Origin of the sequence: Microbacterium sp. JAI119 (genome assembly GCF_013410135.1) — a bacterium.
GTDB classification, from domain to species: Bacteria; Actinomycetota; Actinomycetes; order Actinomycetales; family Microbacteriaceae; genus Microbacterium; species Microbacterium oxydans.
Window position 1 is genome coordinate 1,196,215 of sequence record NZ_JACCCK010000001.1, and the last position, 24,918, is coordinate 1,221,132.

Below are 24,918 nucleotides of genomic sequence, written 5' to 3' on the forward strand. Positions count from 1 at the left end.
GCTTGGGAGGGGTCGCACGCGGCACCCGGCTTCAGGGCTTCGGATGCTCACGCTCACGGCTGGGAGCGGAGTGCAGGGCCGGTCGTATCGTCCGAGTGCGTTCTGGTGTGTTCGCATCTCGAGGAGCCGCGACCGAAGTGGTCACAGCAGCGGCCCACGGGGGAGCCCTCACTTGCGGGAGCGCCTTGAGGATTCGAGAGGTGTGGACGCTGGAGGTTCCCGCTGAGGTGCATGTCTGGATGGGGCTCGGCGGGCGACGGCATCATCCGAAGCAGTGCGGCTGCGTCGCTCACTTCACCCGCGGACGCATGGATGTCGGCATCGCGCCGATAGAGGTCGCGCTGACACACGCATACGCCTGTTACGGGGAGGAGTTCTTCTTCGCCGCGTACGAGTCGGCCTGGAACAAGCGGATGCTGACTGCTGCGGCGCGTGCGCACGTCCGCTCCGCCCTTCCTGCGACGGCGCGCTGGCTCGTCGACCTCGCACGTCCGGACGCGGAGAGCGGCTTGGAATCCCTGGTGCGGCTGCGGCTCCATCTGATCGGAGTGGCTGTGCGCACCCAGGTGACCGTCGGCGGGGTCGGGCGGGTCGACTTCGTGATCGAGGGCCGCGTCATCCTCGAGGCCGACGGTCGCGACAACCACGAGGATGCTGCGAAACGGCATCGCGATCTCATGCGAGACGCAGTCGCATCCGACCTCGGCTTCGAGACGCTCCGTTTCGACTACTCGATGATCGTGTACTCGTGGGACGTGGTCGCAGCAGCGATTCTGGCTGCGCTCGCTCGGGCTCGTGCGTGAACTGGTGCACCTGCATGAGGCGATGCCGGATGCAGGTGCCGTCCCGCCGAACGCTCATGCAATCGTCGGCTGGTCATGCGTCTGTGCTGGGAACCCGAGACGCGGCGCCCGGAGACAGAGGATGCCGCGAGGATCGAGTCCTCGCGGCATCCGCTTCGACGTGGGCGGGTCAGCCCGCGTGCGTCATCGACAGCAGGTCGAGCTTCTCGTCCAGCTGCTCGAGGGTGAGCTCGCCGCGCTCGACGTAGCCGAGGTCGATCACGGCGTCGCGCACCGTGATGCCCTTGGCGACCGAGTGCTTGGCGATCTTCGCCGCCGCCTCGTAGCCGATCAGCTTGTTCAGCGGCGTCACGATCGACGGGCTCATGCCCGCGAAGGCCGCCGCCCGCTCGACGTTCGCCTGCAGACCGTCGATCGTCTTGTCGGCGAGCACGCGCGAGGCGTTCGACAGCAGACGGATCGACTCGAGCACCGCGGTGCCCATGACCGGGATGGCGACGTTCAGCTCGAAGGAACCGGATGCGCCGGCCCACGCGACGGTGGCGTCGTTGCCGATCACGCGCGCGCACACCATGAGCACGGCCTCGGGCACGACGGGGTTGACCTTGCCCGGCATGATCGAGGATCCGGGCTGCAGGTCGGGGATGTGCAACTCGCCGAGGCCCGTGTTGGGGCCCGACCCCATCCAGCGCAGGTCGTTGTTGATCTTGGTCAGCGACACCGCGATGGTGCGGAGAGCACCGGAGGCCTCGACCAGACCGTCGCGGTTCGCCTGCGCCTCGAAGTGGTCCTTGGCTTCGGTGATGGGCAGCTCGGTCTCGGCCGCGAGCAGCGCGATGACCTTCTGCGGGAAGCCCAGCGGCGTGTTGATGCCCGTGCCGACGGCGGTGCCGCCCAGGGGGACCTCGGCCACGCGGGGGAGAGCCGACTGCACGCGCTCGATGCCCAGACGGATCTGACGCGCGTAGCCGCCGAACTCCTGTCCAAGGGTGACGGGCGTCGCGTCCATGAGGTGCGTGCGGCCGGACTTGACCGCGTCCTTCCACAGCTCCGCCTTCGCCTCGAGAGCGACGGCGAGGTGGTCGAGTGCGGGGATGAGCGTGTCGATGAGTGCCTGGGTGACCGCGATGTGCACCGAGGTCGGGAACACGTCGTTCGACGACTGCGAGGCGTTGACGTGGTCGTTGGGGTGCACCGTCGAACCGAGGATGCGCGTGGCGAGCGTTGCCAGCACCTCGTTCATGTTCATGTTCGACGAGGTGCCGGAGCCGGTCTGGTAGGTGTCGACCGGGAACTCACCGTCGTGCGCGCCGGAAGCGACCTGGTCGGCGGCCTGGGCGATGGCGTCGGCGATGGCGCCGTCGAGGGTGCCGAGCTCCTTGTTGGCGAGTGCGGCGGCCTTCTTGATGCGAGCGAGGGCGGCGATCTGCGTCGACTCCAGCCCCTTGCCCGAGATCGGGAAGTTCTCCACGGCGCGCTGCGTCTGAGCGCCGTAGAGCGCATTCACGGGCACCCGCACCTCGCCCATGGTGTCGTGCTCGATGCGGTAGTCCTGCTCGGTCATTCCGAACCCTCCTCGGTTGCGGGGTCGATCCCCTGGATGTCGTCGTCGGTGTCGATGCCGACCGTGATCACGGGCACGGCGGTGCCCTCGGCCAGACGGTAGTTGGCGCCGACGATGCCGAGGCGACCAGCCGCGACGGCATCGCTGATGATCTCGGACGACTGCAGCAGATCGTTCACCGTGTTGCGCAGGTGCTCGATGCCGACCAGTTCCGAGTCGATCTCGGCGACGGTGGTGCCCCCGCTCTCCGCCAGCACCTTGCGCGCGGCCGGCACGATCGGGGCGATCAGCTTCCAGATGTGCGGCGGCAGGGGAGCGGCATCGATCGCCGTGCCGTCGATGGCGGCGCGCACCGCACCGCACGAGTCGTGCGCCAGCACCACGATCAGAGGAACCTCGAGAACGGCGACGGCGTATTCCAGGCTCGCGACGATCGATTCTCCGATGACCTGCCCGGCGTTGCGCACCACGAACAGGTCGCCGAGTCCGAGGTCGAAGATGATCTCGGCGGCCAGGCGGGAGTCGGAGCATCCGAAGAGCGTGGCGACCGGGTGCTGCGCCGCGGTCAGGTCCTTGCGGCGAGCGACGTCCTGATTCGGGTGGCGAGGCTCGTCCTGCACGAAACGGCGGTTGCCGTCCTGCATCTGCGTCCAGGCGGCGGCGGGGGTGAGGGGGTGGGTCATGGGGTCTCCGAGATGGTGCGGATCTGCGGGATGAGGCTCTCGGCGAGTTCGGCCGTGGAATCGGCCGACCGTGAGCCGTAGAGCAGGATGTAGTCGGCGCCGGCCTGCGTGCCGATGGCGTAGGTGACGTTGGCGTTCGACTCCGCGCTACCCGGCTTGTAGACGTCCCAGTCGAGCCCGCCGATGCGCACCGTGTCGGTCGGCGCGACGCCGTTCAAGCGCTGCGGAGCCCAGGACGAATCCGCGTCGAAGGCCTGGTCCACCTTGATGAACCCGCGCTCCTTGTCCGACTTGGGGGCGAGCGTGACCTCCCAGACGACGGTCGCGCCACCCTGCATCTCGGCCCCGTTCGCGCGCCAGAAGTCGCCGAGTTCCGGGATGAGGACGGGGCGGTCCATCGAGGACTCCACCCCCTCGGCCACCGCGGCGACGTCGAGGGGCTTCTGCTCGACGGGTGCGCCGCGGGGAACCGCGAAGATGATGACGGCGACCACGGCGAGTGTCACGAGAAGCGCTGCGACCAGGTTCCGCACCGTCTGGCTCGATCGGTACGCCTTGCTCGACGCCGCCTTCCTGGCGGCGGTCTCGTCGGGTGTCTCCGGACGGCCGAGCTCGGCGATGATGGGGGGCTGCTTGCTCATGACTCTCCGGCGTCGTCGGCATCGGAAGCCGCGGCACGAGCAGCGTCAAGACGCCGCTTCGCTCCCAGCAGCCACTCCTCGCAGCGTGCGGCCAGCGCCTCTCCGCGCTCCCACAGCGCGAGCGAATGCTCGAGTGTGGGGGAGCCCTGCTCGAGCTCTGCGACCACCTTGACGAGTTCGTCACGGGCCGCCTCGAACGACAGCGTGTCCACGGGGGTGTCGTTCAGGGCGCTCACTCCTCCATCTTACGTCGATCGACGCCGACGCTCTGCTCAGTCCCCTTCGGGGATCTCGCCCTCGGAGCGGGCTGCCAGCGATCCACGATCCAGCGTGATCGTGAGGCTGCTCCCGGCGGGAGCGTCGGTGGCATCGCGGAGGATCACACCACCGTCGAGGTGGGCGATCGCGTAGCCGCGAGCCAGGGTCGCCGCGGGGGAGAGGGCTCGCAGGGATGCGCGGAGTTCTCCCGTGCGGCGCCCGGCGTCGTCGAGCTGTCGGTTCACGGCGTCCCGTCCACGCCCGAGCAGCAGCCACGTCTCCTGGGCGCGGGCATCGATGATCGGTGCGGGCGAGCGCAGCACCGGTCGCGAGCGCAGCTGCTCCAGCTGGGCGATGTCGTGCGTGAGGCGCTGGGTGAGCCGTGAGGTCGCTCGCGACCGCAGCTGCGCGATGAGGGCTCGCTGCTCTCCCACGTCGGGCACGACGCGCTTCGCGGCATCGGTCGGCGTCGAGGCGCGGAGATCGGCGACGTCATCGAGAAGCGGGTGGTCGTTCTCGTGCCCGATCGCGCTCACCACAGGCGTCGATGCCGCGGCGACCGCTCGCACGAGTCTCTCGTCGCTGAAGCCCAACAGCGTCTGCGGGTCGCCGCCGCCGCGGGCGATGATGATCACGTCGACCTCGGGATCAGCGTCGAGCCGAGCGAGCGCGGCGAGGGTGTCCGGGACACAGCGGTCCCCCTGCACGGCGGCGTACTCGGTGCGGAAGCGCACCTGCGGCCAGCGCAGCTCGGCGTTGCGATGCACATCCTTCTCGGCGTCCGAGCGCTCGCCCGTGATGAGGCCGATCACGTGCGGGAGGAAGGGGAGGCGCTTCTTGCGCGAAGGATCGAAGAGCCCCTCCTGCCGCAGCTGCACGCGGAGCTTCTCGAGGCGTTCCAGCTGATCGCCGAGCCCGACGTGCTTCATCGCGGAGACGGCGAAGCTGAAGTCGCCCGCCTTGACGAAGTAGTCGGCCTTGACCGCGGCGACCACATGGTCGCCGACGCCGATGTCGGACGGGATGCGCGCACGCACGCTCGACCACACGCGGATGGAGATCTGCGCGTCGGACCTGGTGTCCTTCAGGCGCGCGAACACGTTGCCGGCTCGCACGTTCCACGAGGTGATCTCGCCTTCGACCCAGACCGTGTTCCACCGCGCGATGAAGTCGCGGATCGTCGCGTTGAGGCGGGTGACGGAGGTGGGGGCGTCTGCGGTGGAATCGCGGGGTGCGACCGAGTCGGCCGGCGGCGTCTCGCCCTGGCCCGTCGTCGCTTCGAAGACTGTCATCCGCTCCCGTTCCCTGCCCTCGAACCTCCCCGGCCGTGCACAGCTGCGCGACGGTAGAATTCAAGGGTGACTTCGACTGCCGTTCATCTCCCCGTGCCCCGCCTCCCACGAGTGCGTGCGGCGGCCGGGCGGCTTCAGGATAACCCGGTGGCCGGACACAAGCGTGTTCTGCTCGCCGCCCCGCGCGGTTACTGTGCGGGTGTCGACCGCGCGGTCGTCGCGGTGGAGAAGGCTCTCGAACGCTACGGCGCCCCCGTCTACGTGCGCAAGCAGATCGTGCACAACATCCACGTCGTCACCGAGCTCGAGGAGAAGGGTGCGATCTTCGTCGAAGAGGTCGACGAGGTCCCCGAGGGTGCGCACATCGTCTTCAGCGCCCATGGCGTCTCACCCGCGGTCGTGAACGCGGCCTCCGATCGGGGACTCCACGCGATCGATGCCACCTGTCCTCTGGTCACCAAGGTGCACCGCGAGGCCGTGCGCTTCGCGCGCGACGACTTCGAGATCCTGCTCATCGGTCACGACGGGCACGAAGAGGTGGAGGGCACGGCTGGAGAGGCGCCGGACCACGTGACCGTCGTGAACTCTCCCGAAGAAGCCGACACCGTCGTGGTGAAGGATCCGAACAAGGTCGTCTGGCTGTCGCAGACCACGCTGTCGGTGGACGAGACGATGGAGACGGTCAACCGGTTGCGCACGCGATTCCCCGAACTGCAGAATCCGCCGTCGGACGACATCTGCTACGCAACGCAGAACCGTCAGGTCGCGATCAAGAAGGTCGCCGCCGGGGCAGACCTCGTGATCGTGGTCGGCTCGTCGAACTCGTCCAACAGCGTGCGTCTGGTCGAGGTCGCCCTCGAGTACGGAGCGAAGGCCGCTTACCGCGTCGACTATGCCGAGGAAATCCAGCAGGAGTGGCTCGACGGCGTCGAGACGGTCGGTGTGACCAGCGGCGCATCCGTGCCCGAGGTTCTGGTCCGCGAGGTGCTCGATGCGATCGGCGACGCCGGCTACCGCGATGTCGAAGAGGTGAAGACCGCTGAGGAGGATCTGATGTTCTCCCTGCCCAAGGAACTGCGTCAGGACGCTGCCGGTCAGCGGGACGCCCGGGCTCTCGGCGGTCGTGCATCCGGAGGAGGCGCGTAGCGTTGAGCGCCGCGGAGGCGGAGCCCACCCTCATCGGGTCGGTGCAACGCGCTCTGCGACTGGTCGACATCGTCGCGAACTCCCCGCGCCCGCTTCCGCCGAAGATGCTCGCGGCGATCACCGGACTGACGCCGGGGACGACCTACAACCTGGTGCGCACGCTCGTGCATGAGGGGTATCTGTCGTCGGAGCCGGACGGCGTGGTGCTCGGCAGTCGGTTTCCGTCGTTCCAGCAGCAGATCGGCTCCAGGGGCGTGTTCCTCGCTCGAGTGCGCGCGGCGCTGCGCGAGGTGACCGAGGAGGTGGGAGCCACGGCCTACCTGTCGCGCTTCGACGACGGGGAGATGCATCTGGTCGACATCGTCGACGCGGTCCGGAACCCTCGGATCGAGCTCTGGGTGGGGCTGCAGTCCAGCGCCCACGCGACTGCGCTGGGCAAGCAGATCCTCGCCGACCTCTCGGAGGAGGATCGCCTCGACTACCTGTCCCGCCATCGGCTGCCCGAGCTCACCCCGCGCACGATCAACGATCGCAGGACATTGCTCACACAGCTGGAGCGCTCGCCGGGGTGGGCTGTCGACCACGAGGAGTACGCCATCGGTGCGACCTGCCTCGCTGTGCCCGTCATCGCCCCTGGCGTCACCGCGTCGCTCGCGATCTCGCTGAACGCCGAGCGCGATGTGGTCGACAGGGAGCTGGTGTCGAAGCTGCAGGTCGCCGCGAGGCGCCTCTCGCTGCAACTCGGCGCGGATGCTCTGGACAGCGGGTCATCCGACGAGGATTTCACTATCTGAAGTCAGACCCCTGGCGCGGCGGCATGCGTTTTCCTACTATGAAGGGAGTAGCGGCATACAAGAGCGCTACCGACCGCCTCGAGCGTCCCCAGCGCTGGCGGTCGACCTGGATGAGAAGCGTCCCCAGCGCTTCACGTCCGCGGCCCCGAGAAGTCCCCACTTCTCCGGGGCCGCTATCGTTTTCGGCACGCAGTTGCTGGGAGGCGGCATGAGGCTATGCCGTTAGCATGGCGAGATGAGCGATCAGCGGCCCCAGTACGGAGAACTCGCGACCCCGGAGGAGCAGCGACGGGCCGCGGGTCTGCCTCCGATCGATGAGCCTGTGATCGCTCCAGCCGCTGCAGCGTCACCACCGCCGGCCGTGCCGGGAGCGGTCGCGGCGTCGAGCCCCTCGGGCGGTTCCCCCGCGAAGCGGGCGCACCCGCTCGATCGTTTCGCCACGATCGCCATGCTGGCGTACGGACTGATCAATGTCGTCGTCACCGGGCTGTCGTACCTGGACCTGCCGAGCGTCATGAACCAGACGATGAAGATCATCGGCATCGAAGGCGAGTTCACGAACTTCGCGTCCGCGAGGACCTGGGGCACGATCGCCGCGATCCTGCTCGCCGTCGGGTGGTCGGTCACCGCCGCGCTCTCGATCCGTCGCCTCCGCCGTGGACGTGTGACGTGGTGGGTTCCGATCGTCGGGGCCATCGTGACCATGGGTGTGGTGTCGGTTTGCATCGCCGTGCCGATGATGGGCGATCCGGCGTTCATCGCGCACCTCGAGCAGATGACGCGTCCCTGAGGACGTTCCGTGAGGTCTGCGCGGGCGCAGCTCCCACGGAGAACGAGAAGGGGCCCGGCAGGATGCCGGGCCCCTTCTGTGTCTCGCGACCGATCAGCTCTTGGACTGGCCGTACGAGCCGAGCTGGCGGGTCGACTCGACCACCCGGGCGGCCATGGCCGACTCGGCGATCTTGCCCCAGGCACGCGGGTCGTACTGCTTCTTGTTGCCGACCTCGCCGTCGACCTTCAGCACGCCGTCGTAGTTCTTGAACATGTAGTCGGCGATGGCACGCGTGTAGGCGTACTGGGTGTCGGTGTCGATGTTCATCTTGATGACGCCGTTGGCGACCGCGAGGGCGATCTCCTCATCGGTCGAGCCCGAGCCACCGTGGAACACGAGGTCGAGCGGCTTGGGGCCGGTGTTGTACTTCGCGGCGACCTCCGCCTGGATCTCGCCGAGCAGCTCGGGACGCAGCTTCACTCCACCGGGCTTGTAGACACCGTGGACGTTGCCGAAGGTGAGGGCCGCGATGTAACGCCCCTGCTCACCGAGACCCAGCGCCTGCACGGCCTGGTCGACGTCGGCGAAGGTCGTGTAGAGAGCTTCGTTCGACCCCTCATGCTGTACGCCGTCCTCCTCGCCGCCGACGACGCCGATCTCGACCTCGAGGATGGCGTTGATGGCCTTCATGCGGGGGAGCAGATCCTTCGCGATCTCGATGTTCTCCGCGAGGGGAACAGCGGAGCCGTCCCACATGTGGGACTGGAAGATCGGGTTGCGACCGGCCTTGACCTCTTCCTCCGAAGCGGCGATCAGCGGCTCGACGAAGCCCGCGAGTGCGTCCTTGGGGCAGTGGTCGGTGTGCAGGGCGACGGTGATCGGGTAGTTCTTGGCGACCTCGGTGGCGAAGCGCGCGAATGCGAGAGCGCCCGTGGCGCGAGCCTTCACCGTGTGGCCGGCGAAGTAGTCGGCGCCACCGGTGGTGACCTGGATGATGCCGTCGGAGCCGGCCTCGGTCAGGCCCTGAAGGACGGAGTTGATCGTCTGCGAGCTGGAGACGTTGAATGCGGGGTACGCGAAGCCGCCGGCCTTCGCGCGGTCGAGCATTTCGGCGTACTGATCCGGGGTGGCGACGGGCATGAGAACTCCTGCGATAGGGGAAGCCGGGACAGCTGCCACTCTATCGGGGCGCACGCGCCGATACCGCAGTCGCGGCCGGGGGCGAGCACGTCCGCTTCTGCGTAGCTGTTAAGAACAGCGATTCCTTCGGGGGATCGTGCCCGAAAAGCGGCGGATTCGGAGCGCACGATGGCTAGGCTGACCGCATGGTGAGTCTTACTGCTGATCTGAGCCCGCTTCGTCCCGACCGCAACCTGGCGATGGAGTTGGTGCGATCGACGGAGGCTGCGGCCATCCGCGCTGTGCCGTTCATCGGTCGCGGCGCGAAGGAAGCTGCGGACGGCGCGGCTGTCGACGCCATGCGGGCCTTCCTCGGCACGGTCGACTTCCAGGGACGGGTCGTCATCGGTGAGGGCGAGAAGGACAACGCCCCGATGCTCTTCAACGGCGAGATCGTCGGAACCGGCCGAGGGCCGCTGTGCGACATCGCCGTCGACCCCATCGACGGGACCTCACTGACCGCTGCCGGTCGACAGAACGCCCTGTCGGTGATCGCCGTCTCGGACCGCGGCACCATGCTCGACGCCTCGAGCGTCTTCTATATGGACAAGCTCGTGACGGGGCCCGCCGGCGTCGGTGTCGTCGACATCCGTCTGCCCATCGGGGAGAACATCCGCAAGCTCGCCGGCGCTCTCGACAAGCCCGTCGACGAGATCGTCGTCTCGGTGCTGAACCGTCCGCGTCATGAGCAGCTCATCCAGGAGATCCGCGATGCCGGCGCCGGCACCCGTCTGATGAGTGACGGAGACGTCGCCGGCGGCATCAATGCGGCACGCCACGACGCCCGCACCGACATGTGCGTCGGCATCGGAGGCAGCCCCGAGGGCATAGTCACGGCTTGTGCGATCAAGGCGCTCGGCGGCCACATCCAGGGTCGGCTCTGGCCGCGTGACGACGACGAGCGCCAGCGCGGCATCGACGCGGGGCTCGACATGGACAAGGTGTACGAGGCCGACGATCTGGTGCAGGGCAACAACACGATCTTCGTCGCGACCGGTGTCACCGATGGCCAGCTCGTCGCGGGTGTCCGGCGCGAGCGCGGTTATGTGTACACCGAGAGCGTCGTGCTCAGAGGCGCCTCGGGGACGCTCCGTCGCATCGCGTCCGAGCACCTCGTCTCGAAGTGGCTCTGACGCTTCTCGTGTTCGCCGTCGTGTGATCGTCGGCGCTGAGGCCGTCGGCATCGTTATCGAGCCGGTATCGCCTCACACCCCGACGATCCACGGTTCGCCGGGCCCCCGTGTCACAATTGTCACTGGGTTTGTCGCCGTCGACGGAGCCGCCAGGCACCGCAGGCACAGGAGGGCGAACAGATGACAACGCAGCACACGAGCGGCTCGAAAGCCGCCGCGACCAGGATCGTCACGACGAACACAGGGCGCATCCTCCGGGTGAGCGCGGACGCGGAATCCGCTCCGAAGCCCCCGACCGTGGCCCCCGTCGCACCGGCAGTAGACCCGGCCCGACGTGCGGATGTTCTCTTCCGCGTCCGGCGCGATGAGGGGCACGAGCTCAGCGCATGGTGGATGATCGGCGCGTTCCTGGCAACCAGCGGTCTGGTGATCCTGCTGCTCAGCGGCGTTCCCGGTATCGCCTGATCACGGCGCCCTCTTGCTCGGTGAGCGCTGGATCAGCGTTCTTCGTCGAGTCTGATCCGCACGTCGCCCACGTCTGCGCGGAGTGCCGACTCGTCGCGCGCCGCGTCAGCCACCGCGTCGCCTGACTCCGGTTCGTGGGTGCTCTCCTCAGAGGCGATCAGCTCCGGTGCCGTGAATCGTCTGGCCGCCCCTGTCGTCACCGCGGGGGCTGTCGAGAGCGCCGACGCGTCGACCCCGGGGAATTGGCGAGCGGTCACGAGCACGCGTGTCTCGAGCGAACCGGCGAACCGGTTGTAGCTGTCGACGGTGCGCTCCAGGGCGCGGCGCAGATCGTCGGCGTGTCCGGCCAGGGTTCCCAGCCGGTCGTACAACTGTGTGCCGAGCGCGAGCAATGTGCGAGCCTCGGTCGAGACCTCCTGCTGTGTCCAGGTGAACGCCACGGTCTTGAGCACGGCCCAGAGGTTGACGGGGGAGGCGAGCGCGACTCGTCGGCCGAATGCGTAGTCGAGCAGCGTCGGGTCTTCGTCGATCGCGGCGGCCAGCAGCGATTCGCTCGGCAGGAAGCAGATCACGAACTCGGGGCTCGCATCGAGCCCCGCCCAATAGGCTTTCTTCGCCAGGGCGTCGATGTGCGCTCGGACTGCTTTCACGTGCTTCTGCATCAATGCTCGACGCTGAGGCTCCTGGGCGTCGCCGCCCGGAAGCGCAGATGCCTCGAGGTACGCGTCGAGCGGCACTTTGGCGTCGACCGCGATCGAGCTGCCACCCGCGAGCCGGATCACCATGTCGGGACGGCCCTGGCCCCGGTCGCTGGAGATCGTCGCCTGCAGGTCGAAGTCGATGTGTCGGGTGAGGCCCGCGGCTTCGACGACACGGCGGAGCTGCGTCTCGCCCCACACGCCTCTCGTGGCGCTGGAGCGCAGAGCTCCCGCGAGGGACTCGGTGGTCGCCCGGAGCGCTTCATCGGACTCCTGCGCTCGGCGCAGCTGCTCCTCGAGCGTGCCGAATTGAGCGTGCCTCTCCCGCTCGATCGCGGTGACCTTGGTCTGCATCTGCTGCAGACTCTCACGCACGGGGGCGAGCGCGGTGAGCACCGCATTCTGCTGCTGCACCCGCTGCGCCTCGGCGCGCTGCTCGTTTCGCGCGTGCTCGACGGCATCGCGGTACAGGTCGTATTGACGGTCTCGGTCGTCGCGCGCAGCGGCCAGCTCGGCCTGAGCGCGCGCGAGATCGGCGGCGCCTCGGCCGGCGCGCAGGAACCAGCCGACGGCGATGCCCGCAGCGAGTGCGACGAGCAGGAGAACGACAGCCAGAGCATCCATGTGTTCATGATGGGGCCGGCCTCCGACATTCGGAGGTCGCCGCGCACGGAGCGGTCGAGGTGCGGGTCAGGCGACCGCGCGCTCCAGTGCGGGTGCGACAGGAGCAACCGGAGCGGTGACCCGCAGACTCAGCGCGTCGGCGAGAGCGAAGACGTCGCCCGCACCGGCTCTGTAGGCGGCGTCGATCACGATCTGGGCACACGCACGGGCATCGGCCAGGGCATCGTGGTGCGAGAACTCCTCGAACCCCGCGGCAGCAGCGGCGACCGGCAGCCGGTACGAGTCGAGCGTGTAGGTCTTGCGGGCGACCTGCAGGCTGCACAGCGACCGGTAGGGCGGGCACAGCTGGCCCGTGGCCTCAGACGCGCGGCGCAGCACATTGAGGTCGAAGCCGGCGTTGTGCGCGACCAGCACATCGGCACCCGCGAAGGCGCACAGGCGGTCGAACTGGTCGACCCAGGTCGCGGCCGACAGCACGTCCTCCGGCTGGATGCCATGGATGCGCACGTTCCACTCCTGGAACTCGTCATGGCCAGGCGGCGGCTGGATCAGCCAACCGGTGGTGGCGACGACCTGGCCGTCGCGGACGCGGACCAGTCCGACCGAGCACGCAGAGGCCGGGCTGGAGTTCGCGGTCTCGAAGTCGATCGCAGTGAAGTCCAGTGGCACATCCCCACCTTCCCCCGGTCCCTCGAAGACGTCTCGGAGACTCGCCGTATGCTGGCGACATGGCTGAGGACATGGCGACGTCGTTCGGAGCGCAGGCGGGAGACTACGAGGTCGGTCGACCTGATTATCCTTTCGAGGCCGTGGCATGGATGCTGGAGCGCATGCCGCACGGCTCACGTCGGATCGCCGATGTCGGTGCCGGCACAGGAAAGCTCACCAGGGTTCTCACGGAGGCGCCGGACGCCGAGGTCGTCGCCGTCGATCCCGACCCCGTGATGCTCGCGACGCTCCGCGGTGCGGTGCCCGGCGTGCCGACGTTCCAGGGATCGGCCGAGCAGCTGCCGCTTCCGGACGCGAGTGTCGATGCCGTCGTGCTGGGGCAGGCATGGCACTGGGTCGATCCGGTGGCCGGCTCAGCCGAGATCGGGCGCGCCGTGCGCGGCGGGGGAGTGCTCGGCCTCATCTGGAACATCCGCGACGACCGTGTCGACTGGGTGCGCAGGCTCACCGAGATCATGCACGGCAGCCACGCCGAGAACATGCTCGCCGAGGGGGACCCGAGTGTCTCCGCGCCGTTCAGCGGACTCGAGCAGGAGCGCTGGGAATGGGCCCGCCCCGTGACGCGCGACGTGCTGCACCGGATGGCGGCGTCACGCAGCTACATCATCACCGCTTCGGACGAGGAGAAGGCCCGCATCGCGCGCGAGCTCGACGCGCTCTTCGACGAGCTCGACCTGCACGGGGACGCCACGATCGACCTTCCGTACGTCACGCGGGCGTATCGAGCCGTTCGCGACTGAGGTCCGTTGCGCGGCTCTGCGGCTCGGGCCGCTGCGCCGCGTCAGGCGTTCGCGCCGGATCAGGCCGAACGGCCCGGCGTCTGCCTGATCTCGCGCGTTCGCCTGATCTCGCGCATCGCTCGCACAGCATCCCGCAGGATCGTGCGTCTTCAGCGAGGTAGACTCGTGCCCCGTGGCTCTCACTATCGGTATCGTCGGCCTGCCCAACGTCGGCAAGTCCACCCTCTTCAACGCACTCACCAAGAACGACGTGCTCGCGGCGAACTACCCGTTCGCGACGATCGAGCCGAACGTCGGCGTGGTGAACCTGCCCGATCCTCGCCTCGACAAGCTCGCGGAGATCTTCGGCAGCGAGCGCATCCTGCCCGCAGCAGTGTCGTTCGTCGACATCGCCGGCATCGTGCGTGGGGCGAGCGAGGGTGAGGGTCTGGGCAACAAGTTCCTCGCGAACATCCGTGAGGCCGACGCCATCGCTCAGGTCGTGCGCGGTTTCGCCGACGACGATGTCGTCCACGTCGACGGCACGGTTAACCCTGCATCCGACATGGAGACCATCAACGCGGAACTCATGCTCGCCGACCTCGAGACCGTCGACAAGGCGATCGCGCGGTACGAGAAGGAAGTGCGCGGCAAGAAGATCGAGCCCATCGTGCTCGAGACCGCGAAGGCGGCGAAGGATGCTCTCGAGCGCGGTGTGCTGCTGTCGGTCGCCGGCATCGACCTGACGCCGATCCGCGAGCTGGGTCTGCTCACCGCGAAGCCCGTCATCTTCGTCTTCAACGTCGACGAGTCCGTGCTGACCGACGACGCGCGCAAGGCGGAGCTCGCCGCCCTCGTCGCCCCGGCGAAGGCCATCTTCCTCGACGCGAAGATCGAGTCCGAGCTCATCGACCTCGACCCGGAAGACGCAGCCGAGCTCCTCGCCTCGACCGGCCAGGACGAGTCCGGTCTCGACCAGCTCGCCCGCATCGGCTTCGACACGCTCGGCCTGCAGACGTACCTGACCGCCGGTCCGAAGGAAGCCCGCGCCTGGACCATCCCCAAGGGATCGAAGGCGCCACAGGCTGCGGGCGTCATCCACACCGACTTCGAGAAGGGCTTCATCAAGGCCGAGATCGTCTCGTTCGACGATCTGGTCGAGACGGGCTCCGTCGTCGAGGCCCGCGCCAAGGGCAAGGCCCGCCTCGAGGGCAAGGACTACGTCATGCAGGACGGCGACGTCGTGGAGTTCCGCTTCAACAACTGAGTTCGGCGGGGAAGCTCCGGACACCTGTCACTGCGCACGCGAATCCGTGCTCGTCCGCACCGTCACGATAGCGTCGTGGACGAGGACGAGAGGACGACAGATGCCCACGTACCAGTACTTTCCCGCCCGATACGAGGGCCCCATCAGGACTCTCCTCCTGGATGCGAACGTGACGGCGCACCTGGATACCATCGCGCGTAAGGGCACGGAGTACGCCGACGGAGTGGTGAATCGACGCATGGCGGATCTTGTCCGCCGTCTCGATGCTGACGCACGGGTCCTGCCCGGCCTCGGTGCAGGCGAGGGGGTCGTGCGGCGGGCGGGACTGCAAGACGTGTCGAACTACCGGCGCCGGAGCGAGAACGCGCAGGAGCTGCTCGCCGGTGACCGCTCGCGGATCACAGCGTGGCTCGAAGGTGAGGCTCTACCCGACCCTCGTGTTCCCGGGGACGCTGAGCATCCGAGCGAGATAGGCACAGTGGAGTTCGAGATCGTTCGAGAGAACCTCCTCATTCCGTCCTACGCCGTGATGCTGAAGGCATATCAGTTGTACTTGCAGGGGAGGAGTCCCGAGTCCGGGTTCCGTGTCCTCGCCGGGTTCGCCGAGGAGCTGTTCGCTCGTGGCTCACGCGAGGTGTTGCTGGGTGCGCTGCTGCTGGCAGGCAATCACACGGGGCGTGAGATGGCGTTGAACATCATGAAGCTGCGCGAGCAGAAGGACCTCGCCTCAACGCTCGACGCACTGTGGAACACGAGCTTTGACCTGACGCATTCGCGAGTCGCGACGATGCCCTCTCTCCCCGAGTTCCGCGGCGCGTTCGAGGTTCCATGCGTCTTCGTCACTGATGACCGGCACCTGGGAAGGTTCCTGCAGATCCTCCAGCCGGCGGGGGCGGTGTCCATGAAACGTGGCGGTGGCATCACCGGCGATCACGCCTATCTCAAGCGTGTCCTGCAGGACGGCATGCTTGCGAAGGTCGTCGAGATCGTCGAAGCAGGCAACGATCGGGCGTTGAACGAGACGACCGACGTCGAGGACATGGCGCGCATTCGCCGCTACCGAGCGCGCGCGTATGCCGATCAGTTGGAGGGATGGCTCGCCGAGCGTCTCGACGGCTGAGGCGTCCGTGCACCACCCGCACGGGTGACAGGATTGACGGATGACCGCAACTCTCGTGGCACAAGGGCTGGCCGGCGGCTACGGCCACCGCACCCTCTTCGACTCGCTCGATCTGACCGTCGCGGCAGGCGACGTGGTCGGCCTCGTCGGGGTCAACGGGGCAGGGAAATCGACCCTCCTGAAGCTGCTGGCCGGTGTCGATGAACCGCAGGCCGGTGCGATCCGTCTCTCACCTTCAGATGCCTTCGTCGGCTGGCTTCCGCAGGAGCACGAGCGCGTCCCCGGCGAGAGTGTCGCCGAGTACATCGGCCGCCGCACGGGATGCGCAGCAGCGACCAGGGACATGGATGCCGCCGCCGCTGCTCTGGGCGACCCGAGCCTCGCACCTCCGGGCACGGATCCCGCGGACACCTACTCGGTCGCGCTGGATCGCTGGCTGGCGAGCGGTGCCGCCGACCTCGACGAGCGGCTTCCGGCGGTGCTCGCCGAGCTCGGACTCGACCTCGGCGATGATCCCGCCGACACGATGATGACGTCGCTGTCGGGTGGGCAGGCTGCGCGGGTCGGACTCGCCGCCCTGCTGCTCTCGCGCTTCGACATCGCGCTGTTGGACGAGCCGACGAACGACCTCGACCTCGACGGCATCGAGCGACTCGAAGCGTTCGTGCAGGGGCTCCGTGGCGGTGCCGTGGTGGTCAGCCATGACCGCGAGTTCCTGGCGCGGTGTGTGACCCGTGTGCTGGAACTCGACCTGGCGCAGGGCAGCAACAGGGTGTTCGGGGGCGGGTACGACTCGTACCTGGAGGAGCGGGCCACGCTCCGTCGACACGCGCGCGAGAAGTACGACGAGTTCGCCGACAAGAAGGCCGACCTCGTCTCCCGTGCGCGAACTCAGCGCGAGTGGTCGAGCCAAGGTGTGCGCAATGCGATGAAGAAGGCGCCAGACAACGACAAGATCAAGCGCAAGGCCTCGGCCGAGTCGAGCGAGAAGCAGGCGCAGAAGGTGCGCCAGATGGAGAGCCGGATCGCCAGGCTCGAAGAAGTCGACGAGCCGCGCAAGGAGTGGCAGCTCGAGTTCACGATCGGCTCGGCGCCGCGCTCCAGCTCCGTCGTCTCGACGCTGAGTTCCGCAGTGTTCCGACAGGGGACGTTCCAACTCGGCCCGGTGTCGCTGCAGGTCAACGCGGGGGAGCGGATCGGCATCACCGGCCCCAACGGTGCGGGCAAGTCGACGCTCCTTCGCGGGCTGCTCGGACGTCAGCTTCCCGACGAGGGGACGGCGAGCCTCGGCGCGAGCGTGCAGATCGGTGAGATCGACCAAGCCCGCGCGCAACTGACCGGCTCGCAACCGCTCGCGACGGCCTTCGAGGCTCTGGTCCCCGAGATGGCTTCGGGCGAGATCCGCACCCTCCTTGCGAAGTTCGGGCTCAAGGCCGACCACGTCACCCGTGCGGTCGACGAACTCTCGCCCGGAGAGCGCACCCGCGCAGGACTCGCGCTGCTCCAGGCCCGTGGCATCAACCTCCTCGTCCTGGATGAGCCGACGAACCACCTCGACCTGCCCGCGATCGAGCAGCTCGAACAGGCCCTCGAGTCGTATGAAGGAACCCTGCTGCTCGTGACCCACGACCGGCGGATGCTCGCGACCGTGAAGACCGACCGCCACTGGAGAGTGGAGGCGGGGCAGGTGGTCGAGGCGTGACGACCTTCGTCATCGAGACCGTCCCCCATGAGCGTCTGACCGAGGATGACGTGGCGCGGCTGCGGGAACTGTTCGACGTGGAGTATCTCGCGCAGTTCGGCGAGTGGGACCCCGATCAGCCCTACGGCTACGCGCCCCATGACCTGCATGTCATCGCTCGACTCGGGCACGACGTGGTGGGCCACGTCGGCTGGGCGCGGCGGACGATCGGCGTCGGCACCGCAGAGGTCGTGATCGCGGGTGTCGGCGGAGTCCTCATCTCTCCGCGTGCGCGGGGCGAAGGAGCGGGTGCGAGACTCATGGCGGCCGCGACCGCGTCGATGATCGAGGCCGGTGGTATCGAGTTCGGCTACCTGGGGTGCCGTGAGGAGGTCGTCCCCTTCTACGCGTCGTGCGGGTGGCAGCGGGTCACGGCAGCCGAGAAATCGGTCGATCGCGCCGGGTGCCCGGTCACGCAGCCGCCGGGTCCGCCGATTCTGCTGCTCCCGGTCGAGGCTCCGCTGGATTCGTGGCCGGCAGGTGCCATCGATCTCCGCGGGCGCGCCTGGTGATCATCTGACCGAGTGCGCTCGAAGGTGTCGTCGTCTCGCTGACCGCCAGGTCGGGATACGCTGGAGCACGGCGGCTCCGGTCGCGGTCCGGTCGCTGGTGTCCGCCGTGGGCGTTCCGCCTGAGTTCCTGACCCTGACGGCACGAGGAGATTGACGCCGATGACCGAGACCCAGATCTTCGAGCCCGACGGCCGCGCCATCCCCTTCGTCGACGAGGGAGACGGACCCGTCAAGCTGGTCCTGATCCAGGAGCGCGACGTGGCGGCGGATGTGCTCGGCGTCGTGGCGCACTACCTTGCGGAGGAAGCGGGCTTCCATGTGCTGCGGATCGGCCACCGTGCCGAGGGTAAGCACGACGAGGCGACGCTGGCTGCGCGGGTTGACGACGCGCTCGCCGTGATCGACCACGTGGGGCTCGGCGACACCTGGATCGGCGGACACGGCTTCGGCGGTACGGTGGCGCGTGCTTTCGCCGTCGCCCACGCCGACCGCGTGAACGGCCTGGCCCTGTTGGCCGTCGAAGACGACGCGACGCCGCTCGCGCCGGTGATGCCCGTTCTCATCATCCAGGGCAGCAAGGACATCGAGACGCCTCCGGCGAACGGCGAGCAGCTGCAGTCCACGGCGCCCGAGCGCGCGAGCGTGAAGACCATCGAAGGTGGCGACCACATGTTCCCGATGACCTTCCCCATCGAGACGGCCGTCGTGATCGAGGAGTACCTCGACTGGGACTGAGCGACCCGTTCGCCTACCGGCCCTGCCGCTTCTTGTAGGGCTTCGGCTGGCCCTTCACCGCGGGAGCACGCCCCTTGCCCTTCGACGCCTTGGCCTTGCCTCCGGCAGGGGCAGGGGCGCTGCGAACCGGCTCCGGCGCAGCCGCGACCTCGGCACGCGCCTCCACGAGCAGCAGCTCACCGACGGAAGTGAGCCGCGTCGGACCTTCGCGGTGCACGATGGGGTGGCCCACCTCGGCTTCGAGCTTGTCGATCGAGGTGTAGAGCGAAGCCAGCGGAATCCCGAGTTTGTCCGCCGCGCGCGGAAAATGGAGTTCATCCGCCAGGACGACGAAGCGGCGGAGCAGGGAGATCTTCACGGGAGCCTTTCGATGATCCGCACGGGCTTGCGGACTGCTTCCAGGGTACGTGGTGTCGTTCAGAGGTCGCTGTAGTCGTTCGCGGGGACCTGGATCTGCTTCACCGTGTCGCCGTCGAACCAGAAGAGCGTGTAGATCATGCCGGTGGAGCCAGGGTGGCTGAGCGACTCTGTCCCTGGCGCTTCGCGTCCTCCCAGGCCGAGGAACTCGGCGGTGGCGGGGTCCTCGGCATCGTCGAGCGCCCAGGCGCCCGCATCGAGGAGCTCGGCACGCGTGGATCCGACGGAGAGACCGTCTGCGGCGGTGATCGGAACACCGTCGAGCGACGCTCCGGTGATCGCCACAGAGGCCGGACCTTCGTGCTCGGTGTCGGTGAACACCCGCAAGCCGTCCCATATGTAGTTCACGAACGAGAAGTCGTAACCCGGGAAGGTCTCCACTTTCTCCGGCTCCGGGAGCTCTCCCGTCGTCTCTTCCAACAGGTCGAGCACCGCCTCGGTGTCGTCGAGCGCGGCGTCGCGGGTGCCCGTCTCGTCGGTGACGGCGATGCCGTCGAGGGACACGACGATCCGTGGCTCCACCGTGGGGGTCGGACTAGGGGTCGGCGACGAGGGTGCAGAACTGGGCACGGTGGTGGGCTCGGCTGCGGGGCGAGCTGAGGTGCAGCCGGCGAGAAGGAGAGCCGCGCCGGCGAGAGCCAGCGCAGGCAGAAGTGAACGTCGCATGGTCTCACGGTATCGATAGGGGGCGACGACGCAGCAACGGGCAGGCCGACGGGGTCGGATCGTGATATTCCGGACAGACGGATGCCGCGACCGATTCGGCCGCGGCATCCGGAATCCTTCGGTCAGGCGACCTGTGGGGTGACGGCGAAGGACACGGAGCCTTCGTCGTCCACGCCGGCATCGAGGATCTTGTCGTCGAGAGCGGCGACTGCCGACTCATCGAGGAAGAGCCGGGTGCCGGCCACTTCCACGACCTGGTCCTGCGGCTCCGGGTCGGCGGCGACGAGCACGGCGAGGCGCGCACCTCCCTCGGCGTTCTGAGGCTCTGTCGAGTGGATGCGGAGCCCGGCATCCGGGGCGTCGGTCTGACGGCTCACCAGAGTCGTCACGATGGCGGAGGCGTTGTCGGTGAGGGTGAGCACGAGACTCTCCTTCCGGTTGGGGCATGTCACGGTCGCGACATGTCCGGGCTACGATGCCGAACCTCGGTGAGTGTCTCAACCCCCTTGCGGGGATTCGGAGGAGGCTCTTACCCTGCTCGCAGGTTCTTGCGCAGAAACACCTGCGCGGTGCCGTCGCCGTCAGGTACACGCTCGTGCTCCTCATACCCGCACGACTCGTAGAGGCGGATGTTCGCTTCGCTCAGACTGCCCGTGAACAGCTCGGCCACATCCGCGTTCGACGCCTTCTCGGCGCTCTCGAGCAGGAGGCGGCCGATTCCCTCGCCCTGCATGTCCGGTGCGATCGCGATCCTGCCGATCAGCAACAGCCCGTCCTGCTCCACGTACCGGATCGCGCCGACGAGCCGCCCGTCGATGCGTGCTGTCAGCCCGGATTCGGAGCGGAGTTCCGCTTCCAGCTCGGTGAGCGTCTGCGTCAGCGGTGGCATGTCGACGCTCCCGTAGATCGCCGCTTCCGACACGAAGGCCGCCCTCTGCACGGTCAGCACCTCGCCGGCGTCGCGGTCGCTGATGGGAGATATGACCACCTCACCCGGTGCGGCGTGCTGGTCGGGGCGGTGCTCTTCGTTCACGATGTCTGCGTCACTCACCCGAGTCACATTCCGGGGTGGGCGCCCGCGGTGTCAACCCCCTCGCCGTGGAGGATCGCCAAGGCTAGCGTCGCGATCAGGAGGTCACACCATGGCTGAAACCACAACCACCAAGAAGACCGGCGGCTCGACGAAGGGCGCGGTCAAGACGACCAGGCAGCAGAACGCGGAGAAAGGCTTCACCGCCTCGACCACGCTCGCGAAGAACCTGCAGGCGGTGCTGGTCGACCTGCTCGATCTCGCGATCCAGGGCAAGCAGGCCCACTGGAACGTCGTGGGACGCAACTTCCGCGATACGCACCGGCAGCTCGACGAGATCATCGACGACGCTCGCACCTTCAGCGACACGATCGCCGAGCGCATGCGTGCCCTGCACGCTGTGCCGGACGGGCGCAGTGCCACCATCGCGAAGACCTCTTCGCTTCCCGAGTTCCCGGCGGGAGAGGTGTCCACCACCGAGACGATCGACCTGGTCACCGAGCGCCTGGAGGCGGCCGTGGCCACCGCTCGCGACGTGCACGATGCCGTCGACGAGGAGGATCCGACCTCGGCGGACCTGCTGCACGCGATCATCGAGCGGCTCGAACAGTTCGCCTGGATGGTCAGCGCGGAGAACCGCAGCCCCGCGGGACGCTGAGCGTCCTCTCACCCGCGGACCACGCCCTCTTCATTCGGGTCCTGCTCCGCGGGTGAGAGGCCTTCCGCGCATGACTCGGGGCAGAGCGAGCCATAGGGCTCCGATCAGGACGAGCGCCGCGAAGAGAGCGATGACACCCGCCGTCCGATTCACCGTGAAGTCGACGATCAGCGTGGTCACCCCGACGGTCAACGCACCGATCACGACCAGATCGATACGCACGATCCGGGCGGCGATGCGGACGAGATCGGGCTTGCGACGACGTCCGAACAGCGCCCTGTGCATTCCGACCGGCGCGAGGGCCAAGATGGTCGCCACGGCTGCGAGAGCGACGAGGACGACGTACAGGTCACGCTGGAGCTCGTCCATGTCGGTGAACCGCGGCTGGAAGGCGACAGCCAAAAGGAAGCCGGTGAGGATCTGGGTGCCGGTCTGCATGACCCGCAACTCCTGCAGCAACTCGTCCCAGTTGCGATCCGCCCGCTCGTTGGCGGTCTCGTCGCGTCCGTCGACACGGTCGTCGCGCTCGTGTTCTCCACGCGATGGGTCTGATGTCATGGTCTCAGTGTGGATTTCCCGACCTGGCGCTGTCCAGCTGCTTGCGTCCCCCGAACGAAGGAGTGCAAGATGACGCTCCCACCGATCCGCGACTGGTGGCCTGAGCTCTCGCAGGACGGGCGCCGCGCCGTGCTGAACAGCGACACCTCTCATCTGGACGATGCCGTGCGCGAGGAGATCCGGGTGATCACCGGCGCCGTGGTCGGGATGGTGGAGTCCCTCAGCGACTCAGACCTCGCCTACGCGCGAAAGCACAGCGAGGCCGAGGACTGAGGTCACGGCGCCGGCGCGTCCTGAGGAGACTCGGGTTCGGTGGTCGTGGGGAGTTCCTCGCGCAGCCGCGGCTCGGTACGTCGGTCGGGCCGCACGCCCGCCTTGTCGGCGTAGAACGCGCGGATCCGGTCCATGTCGGCTGCGACGTCTCCGGTGAGATCGATCGTCGGTCCGAGGCCGGTGGTCATGGTCGTCCGATCCACGAAACCGAGAGTGACCGGCATGCCCGTCTCTCGTGCGATCCGGTAGAAACCCGACTTCCAGTACTCGTTGCCCCCGCGTGTTCCGTCGGGGGTGACCACCAGTCCGAAGACGGTGCCGTCGTGCACCTGGCCCACGACATCCTTCACCACGCGCGCCGGGTCGGTGCGGTCGACGGGGATACCGCCGAGACGCCGCATGATCGGACCCCGCCAACCGCGGAAGAGGCTCTTCTTCCCGAGCCAGTGCACGCTGATGTCGAGCTTCCACGCGATGGCGAGCATCAGCACGAAGTCCCAGTTCGAGGTGTGGGGTGCTCCCACGAGCACCGTCGGACGCGTCGGCGCCGACTCGCTCACGAGCTTCCATCTGCCGAACGCCCAGAACACGCGGGCGAGGAGTCGTTTGAGCATGGCTCAACCGTAGGGGAGAACGGCTGTCGATCTGCTGTCGACGTGCTACGGGCGCCTTCGGTGCCACTCCCTCCAGGCAGGCGTACGATCGAGGGATGAAGAAAACGCAGCAGGACTCCGTGCAGCAGGACGCGCCCGTCGGGCTGCAGCCGCTCCTGGATTCTCTGAACCTGCTCGAGGGGGAATCGGCCGGCTATTGCAGCAATGGCGTCTGCCACTTCCCCGCCCCGAAGAGCGAGTAAGCAGCAGACGCCATCTCAGGCCGTCCCGGCGCGGTCAGTGCCCGCCGTGGAACCCTTCGCCCGCATCGTCTGCAGGCTTGCGGACGAACGGGCTGAGCGCCACAGTCGCCAGCGAGATGATCGCCGCGATCAGGAATGCCATGCGTGCGCCGGGAGCGCCGGCGACCGCAGTCGTCAGGCCCTCCTGCTCGCCCGCGTGCAGGATCGACGAGTAGGTCACGAGGAGCAGTGCGACACCTGCCGCGCCACCGACCTGCTGCAGTGTGTTCAGCACGGCCGAACCGTGCGAGTACAGCGACCGCGGGAGCGAACCCAGCGATGCCGAGAACAGCGGTGTGAACGACATCGCGAGACCGACGGACATGACAGCCTGCACGATGATGAGCGCCCACCACACGGTGTGCTCACCGACGGTCGAGTAGAAGAACAGCGACGCCGACACCATGATCGTGCCGGGGATGAGCAGCGGGCGGGTGCCGCGCGCATCGTAGATACGGCCCATGATCGGTCCGAGCAGGCCCATCAGCAGCGAACCGGGGAGCAGGATCAGGCCGGACTGGAGCGGGTTGAGCCCCGCCACGTTCTGCAGGTACTGCGGGAGCAGGGTCAGCGTGCCGAACATCGACAGCGCCAGGATGGACATGATGATCACGGACAGCGTGAAGTTGCTCGAGCGGAACACGCGCAGGTCGAGCAGCGCGTCGTCGATGCGCTGCAGCACGAGCTGACGCCACACGAAGAGCCCCAGTGAGACGGCACCGACCACGAGGGAGATGATCCCTGCGGTCTCGCCGGATCCGCCCTCGCCGCCGAACTGGCTGAGACCGAACACGATCCCGCCGAACCCGAGAGCCGCGAGCGGGATCGAGAGCACGTCGAGCGGCACGGACCGCGTCTCACCCAGGTTCGTCATCCACTTCACACCCATGAAGAGGGCGATGAGCGAGATGGGGAGGATGATGCCGAAGAGCGCGCGCCAGCTGGCGAGCTCGAGCACGGCTCCGGCGAGGGTCGGGCCGATCGCGGGAGCGAGCGAGATGACGAGACCGACGCGACCCATCATGCGACCGCGGGACTGCGGCGGCACGACGTTCATGATCGTGGTCATCAGCAGCGGCATCATGATGCCGGTACCTGCGGCCTGGATGACACGGCCGACGAGCAGCACGGCGAAGCCGGGGGCGACGAGAGCGACGAGCGTGCCGAGGGAGAACGCGATCATCGCGGCGATGAAGACCTGGCGCGTCGTGAACCGCTGCAGGATGAACCCGGTCGTGGGGATGACCACGGCCATGGTGAGCATGAAGGCGCTCGTGAGCCACTGGCCGAGCTCGGGCGGGATGCCGAGGTCGGTGTTCAGATGGGGGATCGCGATCCCCATCGTGGTCTCGTTGAGGATGGCGACGAAGGCGGCGACGAGCAGCAGCCAGATCACCCGCATGTCCTTGCGGGGGATCTCGCCCCCTGCCGCGGCGGGAGTCGTCGAGATGGAGCCGGTATCGACGGCAGACATGGGCGGCCTCCAGGGCGAAGAAGAAATGGATATCGCGAGAGTTCGCAAGAGTCATTCAGCGTAACGGCAGCC

Annotated in this window: 30 protein-coding genes; 15 read left to right on the forward strand and 15 right to left on the reverse strand. The window is 67.8% G+C overall.

Annotated elements, in window-relative coordinates; translation table 11 throughout:
* Positions 1-200: 200 nt before the first annotated feature.
* Positions 201-803 (forward strand): endonuclease domain-containing protein, encoded by a 603-nt coding sequence (locus HDC31_RS05830; protein WP_052748833.1) that lies wholly within the window; start codon positions 201-203, stop codon positions 801-803.
* Positions 804-972: 169 nt separating this feature from the next.
* Here HDC31_RS05830 and HDC31_RS05835 read toward each other — a convergent pair whose 3' ends face one another.
* Genes HDC31_RS05835 through xseA form a run of 5 tightly spaced genes read right to left on the reverse strand, consistent with a single transcriptional unit; the run spans position 973 to position 5,241 of the window.
* Positions 973-2,367 (reverse strand): aspartate ammonia-lyase, encoded by a 1,395-nt coding sequence (locus tag HDC31_RS05835; protein ID WP_046749623.1) that lies wholly within the window; start codon positions 2,365-2,367, stop codon positions 973-975.
* Entirely contained in the window at positions 2,364-3,050 is a 687-nt protein-coding gene (locus HDC31_RS05840) for a carbonic anhydrase (RefSeq protein WP_113681661.1), read from the reverse strand. Before HDC31_RS05840 ends, HDC31_RS05835 begins: the two co-directional genes overlap by 4 nt.
* On the reverse strand, positions 3,047-3,691 hold the full coding sequence (locus tag HDC31_RS05845) for a DUF4245 family protein (RefSeq protein WP_113681662.1): 645 nt from the start codon (positions 3,689-3,691) through the stop codon (positions 3,047-3,049). Before HDC31_RS05845 ends, HDC31_RS05840 begins: the two co-directional genes overlap by 4 nt.
* Entirely contained in the window at positions 3,688-3,927 is a 240-nt protein-coding gene (locus HDC31_RS05850) for an exodeoxyribonuclease VII small subunit (protein ID WP_046749620.1), read from the reverse strand. The genes HDC31_RS05845 and HDC31_RS05850 overlap by 4 nt, the downstream gene beginning before the upstream one ends.
* 36 nt (positions 3,928-3,963) lie before the next feature.
* Positions 3,964-5,241, reverse strand: a complete 1,278-nt coding sequence (gene xseA, locus HDC31_RS05855) for an exodeoxyribonuclease VII large subunit (protein WP_058631887.1) — start codon at positions 5,239-5,241, stop codon at positions 3,964-3,966.
* A gap of 93 nt (positions 5,242-5,334) precedes the next feature.
* On the opposite strand from xseA, the gene HDC31_RS05860 reads away from it, so the two are divergent.
* The 3 genes from HDC31_RS05860 to HDC31_RS05870 all read left to right on the forward strand — a co-directional run bounded on the left by HDC31_RS05860 (position 5,335) and on the right by HDC31_RS05870 (position 7,971).
* The gene (locus HDC31_RS05860; RefSeq protein ID WP_374168981.1) at positions 5,335-6,387 is read left to right on the forward strand and encodes a 4-hydroxy-3-methylbut-2-enyl diphosphate reductase; all 1,053 of its coding nucleotides are present in this window, start codon (positions 5,335-5,337) and stop codon (positions 6,385-6,387) included.
* Positions 6,388-6,389: 2 nt separating this feature from the next.
* A complete protein-coding gene (locus HDC31_RS05865) occupies positions 6,390-7,181 on the forward strand; it encodes an IclR family transcriptional regulator (protein WP_113681663.1) in 792 nt (263 codons plus the stop codon).
* A 235-nt stretch (positions 7,182-7,416) separates the two neighbouring features.
* The gene (locus tag HDC31_RS05870) at positions 7,417-7,971 is read left to right on the forward strand and encodes a DUF6264 family protein (protein ID WP_061015435.1); all 555 of its coding nucleotides are present in this window, start codon (positions 7,417-7,419) and stop codon (positions 7,969-7,971) included.
* Positions 7,972-8,064: 93 nt separating this feature from the next.
* Here the strand turns inward: HDC31_RS05870 and fbaA are convergent, their stop codons facing one another.
* Complete coding sequence (gene fbaA / locus HDC31_RS05875) at positions 8,065-9,093, reverse strand: class II fructose-bisphosphate aldolase (RefSeq protein WP_046749615.1); 1,029 nt, start codon at positions 9,091-9,093, stop codon at positions 8,065-8,067.
* 185 nt (positions 9,094-9,278) lie between these two features.
* Between fbaA and glpX the strand changes: the two genes are divergently transcribed.
* Both glpX and HDC31_RS05885 read left to right on the forward strand, forming a co-directional pair.
* Positions 9,279-10,265, forward strand: a complete 987-nt coding sequence (gene glpX / locus HDC31_RS05880; protein WP_045262743.1) for a class II fructose-bisphosphatase — start codon at positions 9,279-9,281, stop codon at positions 10,263-10,265.
* A gap of 180 nt (positions 10,266-10,445) precedes the next feature.
* The gene (locus tag HDC31_RS05885) at positions 10,446-10,730 is read left to right on the forward strand and encodes a hypothetical protein (protein WP_046749613.1); all 285 of its coding nucleotides are present in this window, start codon (positions 10,446-10,448) and stop codon (positions 10,728-10,730) included.
* Between the two features lie 32 nt (positions 10,731-10,762).
* On the opposite strand, the gene HDC31_RS05890 is transcribed toward HDC31_RS05885, so the two are convergent.
* Positions 10,763-12,052, reverse strand: a complete 1,290-nt coding sequence (locus tag HDC31_RS05890) for a DNA recombination protein RmuC (RefSeq protein ID WP_113681664.1) — start codon at positions 12,050-12,052, stop codon at positions 10,763-10,765.
* Positions 12,053-12,118: 66 nt separating this feature from the next.
* Positions 12,119-12,721 (reverse strand): 3'-5' exonuclease, encoded by a 603-nt coding sequence (locus HDC31_RS05895; RefSeq protein ID WP_046749611.1) that lies wholly within the window; start codon positions 12,719-12,721, stop codon positions 12,119-12,121.
* Between the two features lie 59 nt (positions 12,722-12,780).
* Between HDC31_RS05895 and HDC31_RS05900 the strand changes: the two genes are divergently transcribed.
* The 6 genes from HDC31_RS05900 (at position 12,781) to HDC31_RS05925 (ending at position 18,875) form a co-directional block, all read left to right on the forward strand.
* Positions 12,781-13,521 (forward strand): class I SAM-dependent methyltransferase, encoded by a 741-nt coding sequence (locus tag HDC31_RS05900; RefSeq protein WP_113681665.1) that lies wholly within the window; start codon positions 12,781-12,783, stop codon positions 13,519-13,521.
* A 172-nt stretch (positions 13,522-13,693) separates the two neighbouring features.
* Entirely contained in the window at positions 13,694-14,767 is a 1,074-nt protein-coding gene (ychF, locus tag HDC31_RS05905; RefSeq protein WP_113681666.1) for a redox-regulated ATPase YchF, read from the forward strand.
* A gap of 100 nt (positions 14,768-14,867) precedes the next feature.
* Positions 14,868-15,887 carry a hypothetical protein gene (locus tag HDC31_RS05910; protein ID WP_113681667.1) on the forward strand — a complete coding sequence of 340 codons (1,020 nt, stop codon included), beginning with the start codon at positions 14,868-14,870 and terminating at the stop codon, positions 15,885-15,887.
* A 40-nt stretch (positions 15,888-15,927) separates the two neighbouring features.
* The gene (locus HDC31_RS05915; RefSeq protein ID WP_113681668.1) at positions 15,928-17,589 is read left to right on the forward strand and encodes an ABC-F family ATP-binding cassette domain-containing protein; all 1,662 of its coding nucleotides are present in this window, start codon (positions 15,928-15,930) and stop codon (positions 17,587-17,589) included.
* Positions 17,586-18,140, forward strand: coding sequence for a GNAT family N-acetyltransferase (locus HDC31_RS05920; RefSeq protein WP_113681669.1), 555 nt, complete (start codon positions 17,586-17,588; stop codon positions 18,138-18,140). Before HDC31_RS05915 ends, HDC31_RS05920 begins: the two co-directional genes overlap by 4 nt.
* Positions 18,141-18,299: 159 nt before the next feature.
* The gene (locus HDC31_RS05925) at positions 18,300-18,875 is read left to right on the forward strand and encodes an alpha/beta fold hydrolase (RefSeq protein WP_046749604.1); all 576 of its coding nucleotides are present in this window, start codon (positions 18,300-18,302) and stop codon (positions 18,873-18,875) included.
* A gap of 13 nt (positions 18,876-18,888) precedes the next feature.
* Here HDC31_RS05925 and HDC31_RS05930 read toward each other — a convergent pair whose 3' ends face one another.
* From HDC31_RS05930 to HDC31_RS05945, 4 genes are all read right to left on the reverse strand, one after another.
* Positions 18,889-19,233, reverse strand: a complete 345-nt coding sequence (locus tag HDC31_RS05930; protein WP_046749603.1) for a LysR family transcriptional regulator — start codon at positions 19,231-19,233, stop codon at positions 18,889-18,891.
* A 59-nt stretch (positions 19,234-19,292) separates the two neighbouring features.
* Positions 19,293-19,958, reverse strand: coding sequence for a hypothetical protein (locus HDC31_RS05935; RefSeq protein ID WP_147251351.1), 666 nt, complete (start codon positions 19,956-19,958; stop codon positions 19,293-19,295).
* Positions 19,959-20,080: 122 nt separating this feature from the next.
* On the reverse strand, positions 20,081-20,380 hold the full coding sequence (locus HDC31_RS05940) for a Fe-S cluster assembly protein HesB (RefSeq protein ID WP_045262755.1): 300 nt from the start codon (positions 20,378-20,380) through the stop codon (positions 20,081-20,083).
* Between the two features lie 107 nt (positions 20,381-20,487).
* Positions 20,488-20,946, reverse strand: a complete 459-nt coding sequence (locus HDC31_RS05945) for a GNAT family N-acetyltransferase (RefSeq protein ID WP_061015145.1) — start codon at positions 20,944-20,946, stop codon at positions 20,488-20,490.
* Between the two features lie 154 nt (positions 20,947-21,100).
* Between HDC31_RS05945 and HDC31_RS05950 the strand changes: the two genes are divergently transcribed.
* A complete protein-coding gene (locus HDC31_RS05950) occupies positions 21,101-21,646 on the forward strand; it encodes a Dps family protein (RefSeq protein ID WP_046749600.1) in 546 nt (181 codons plus the stop codon).
* 30 nt (positions 21,647-21,676) lie between these two features.
* Here HDC31_RS05950 and HDC31_RS05955 read toward each other — a convergent pair whose 3' ends face one another.
* Positions 21,677-22,204: a DUF6328 family protein gene (locus HDC31_RS05955; protein ID WP_046749599.1), complete on the reverse strand. Its 528-nt coding sequence runs from the start codon at positions 22,202-22,204 to the stop codon at positions 21,677-21,679.
* A gap of 69 nt (positions 22,205-22,273) precedes the next feature.
* Between HDC31_RS05955 and HDC31_RS05960 the strand changes: the two genes are divergently transcribed.
* Positions 22,274-22,477 (forward strand): hypothetical protein, encoded by a 204-nt coding sequence (locus HDC31_RS05960; RefSeq protein ID WP_046749598.1) that lies wholly within the window; start codon positions 22,274-22,276, stop codon positions 22,475-22,477.
* A 2-nt stretch (positions 22,478-22,479) separates the two neighbouring features.
* Here the strand turns inward: HDC31_RS05960 and HDC31_RS05965 are convergent, their stop codons facing one another.
* A complete protein-coding gene (locus tag HDC31_RS05965; protein ID WP_113681671.1) occupies positions 22,480-23,091 on the reverse strand; it encodes a 1-acyl-sn-glycerol-3-phosphate acyltransferase in 612 nt (203 codons plus the stop codon).
* A gap of 95 nt (positions 23,092-23,186) precedes the next feature.
* Between HDC31_RS05965 and HDC31_RS05970 the strand changes: the two genes are divergently transcribed.
* Positions 23,187-23,333 (forward strand): hypothetical protein, encoded by a 147-nt coding sequence (locus HDC31_RS05970; RefSeq protein ID WP_179515903.1) that lies wholly within the window; start codon positions 23,187-23,189, stop codon positions 23,331-23,333.
* A 34-nt stretch (positions 23,334-23,367) separates the two neighbouring features.
* On the opposite strand, the gene HDC31_RS05975 is transcribed toward HDC31_RS05970, so the two are convergent.
* Entirely contained in the window at positions 23,368-24,846 is a 1,479-nt protein-coding gene (locus HDC31_RS05975) for a DHA2 family efflux MFS transporter permease subunit (protein ID WP_113681672.1), read from the reverse strand.
* Between the last annotated feature and the right edge of the window lie 72 nt (positions 24,847-24,918).

Excerpts from the sequence above, each read along its gene's own strand:
- HDC31_RS05835 (WP_046749623.1), bottom strand. The coding sequence starts at position 2,367 with ATGACCGAGCAGGACTACCGCATCGAGCACGACACCATGGGCGAGGTG.
- HDC31_RS05840 (WP_113681661.1), bottom strand. The coding sequence starts at position 3,050 with ATGACCCACCCCCTCACCCCCGCCGCCGCCTGGACGCAGATGCAGGAC.
- HDC31_RS05845 (WP_113681662.1), bottom strand. The coding sequence starts at position 3,691 with ATGAGCAAGCAGCCCCCCATCATCGCCGAGCTCGGCCGTCCGGAGACA.
- xseA (WP_058631887.1), bottom strand. The coding sequence starts at position 5,241 with ATGACAGTCTTCGAAGCGACGACGGGCCAGGGCGAGACGCCGCCGGCC.
- HDC31_RS05870 (WP_061015435.1), top strand. The coding sequence starts at position 7,417 with ATGAGCGATCAGCGGCCCCAGTACGGAGAACTCGCGACCCCGGAGGAG.
- fbaA (WP_046749615.1), bottom strand. The coding sequence starts at position 9,093 with ATGCCCGTCGCCACCCCGGATCAGTACGCCGAAATGCTCGACCGCGCG.
- glpX (WP_045262743.1), top strand. The coding sequence starts at position 9,279 with ATGGTGAGTCTTACTGCTGATCTGAGCCCGCTTCGTCCCGACCGCAAC.
- HDC31_RS05885 (WP_046749613.1), top strand. The coding sequence starts at position 10,446 with ATGACAACGCAGCACACGAGCGGCTCGAAAGCCGCCGCGACCAGGATC.
- HDC31_RS05890 (WP_113681664.1), bottom strand. The coding sequence starts at position 12,052 with ATGGATGCTCTGGCTGTCGTTCTCCTGCTCGTCGCACTCGCTGCGGGC.
- HDC31_RS05900 (WP_113681665.1), top strand. The coding sequence starts at position 12,781 with ATGGCTGAGGACATGGCGACGTCGTTCGGAGCGCAGGCGGGAGACTAC.
- HDC31_RS05910 (WP_113681667.1), top strand. The coding sequence starts at position 14,868 with ATGCCCACGTACCAGTACTTTCCCGCCCGATACGAGGGCCCCATCAGG.
- HDC31_RS05915 (WP_113681668.1), top strand. The coding sequence starts at position 15,928 with ATGACCGCAACTCTCGTGGCACAAGGGCTGGCCGGCGGCTACGGCCAC.
- HDC31_RS05925 (WP_046749604.1), top strand. The coding sequence starts at position 18,300 with ATGACCGAGACCCAGATCTTCGAGCCCGACGGCCGCGCCATCCCCTTC.
- HDC31_RS05935 (WP_147251351.1), bottom strand. The coding sequence starts at position 19,958 with ATGCGACGTTCACTTCTGCCTGCGCTGGCTCTCGCCGGCGCGGCTCTC.
- HDC31_RS05950 (WP_046749600.1), top strand. The coding sequence starts at position 21,101 with ATGGCTGAAACCACAACCACCAAGAAGACCGGCGGCTCGACGAAGGGC.
- HDC31_RS05955 (WP_046749599.1), bottom strand. The coding sequence starts at position 22,204 with ATGACATCAGACCCATCGCGTGGAGAACACGAGCGCGACGACCGTGTC.
- HDC31_RS05960 (WP_046749598.1), top strand. The coding sequence starts at position 22,274 with ATGACGCTCCCACCGATCCGCGACTGGTGGCCTGAGCTCTCGCAGGAC.
- HDC31_RS05965 (WP_113681671.1), bottom strand. The coding sequence starts at position 23,091 with ATGCTCAAACGACTCCTCGCCCGCGTGTTCTGGGCGTTCGGCAGATGG.
- HDC31_RS05970 (WP_179515903.1), top strand. The coding sequence starts at position 23,187 with ATGAAGAAAACGCAGCAGGACTCCGTGCAGCAGGACGCGCCCGTCGGG.
- HDC31_RS05975 (WP_113681672.1), bottom strand. The coding sequence starts at position 24,846 with ATGTCTGCCGTCGATACCGGCTCCATCTCGACGACTCCCGCCGCGGCA.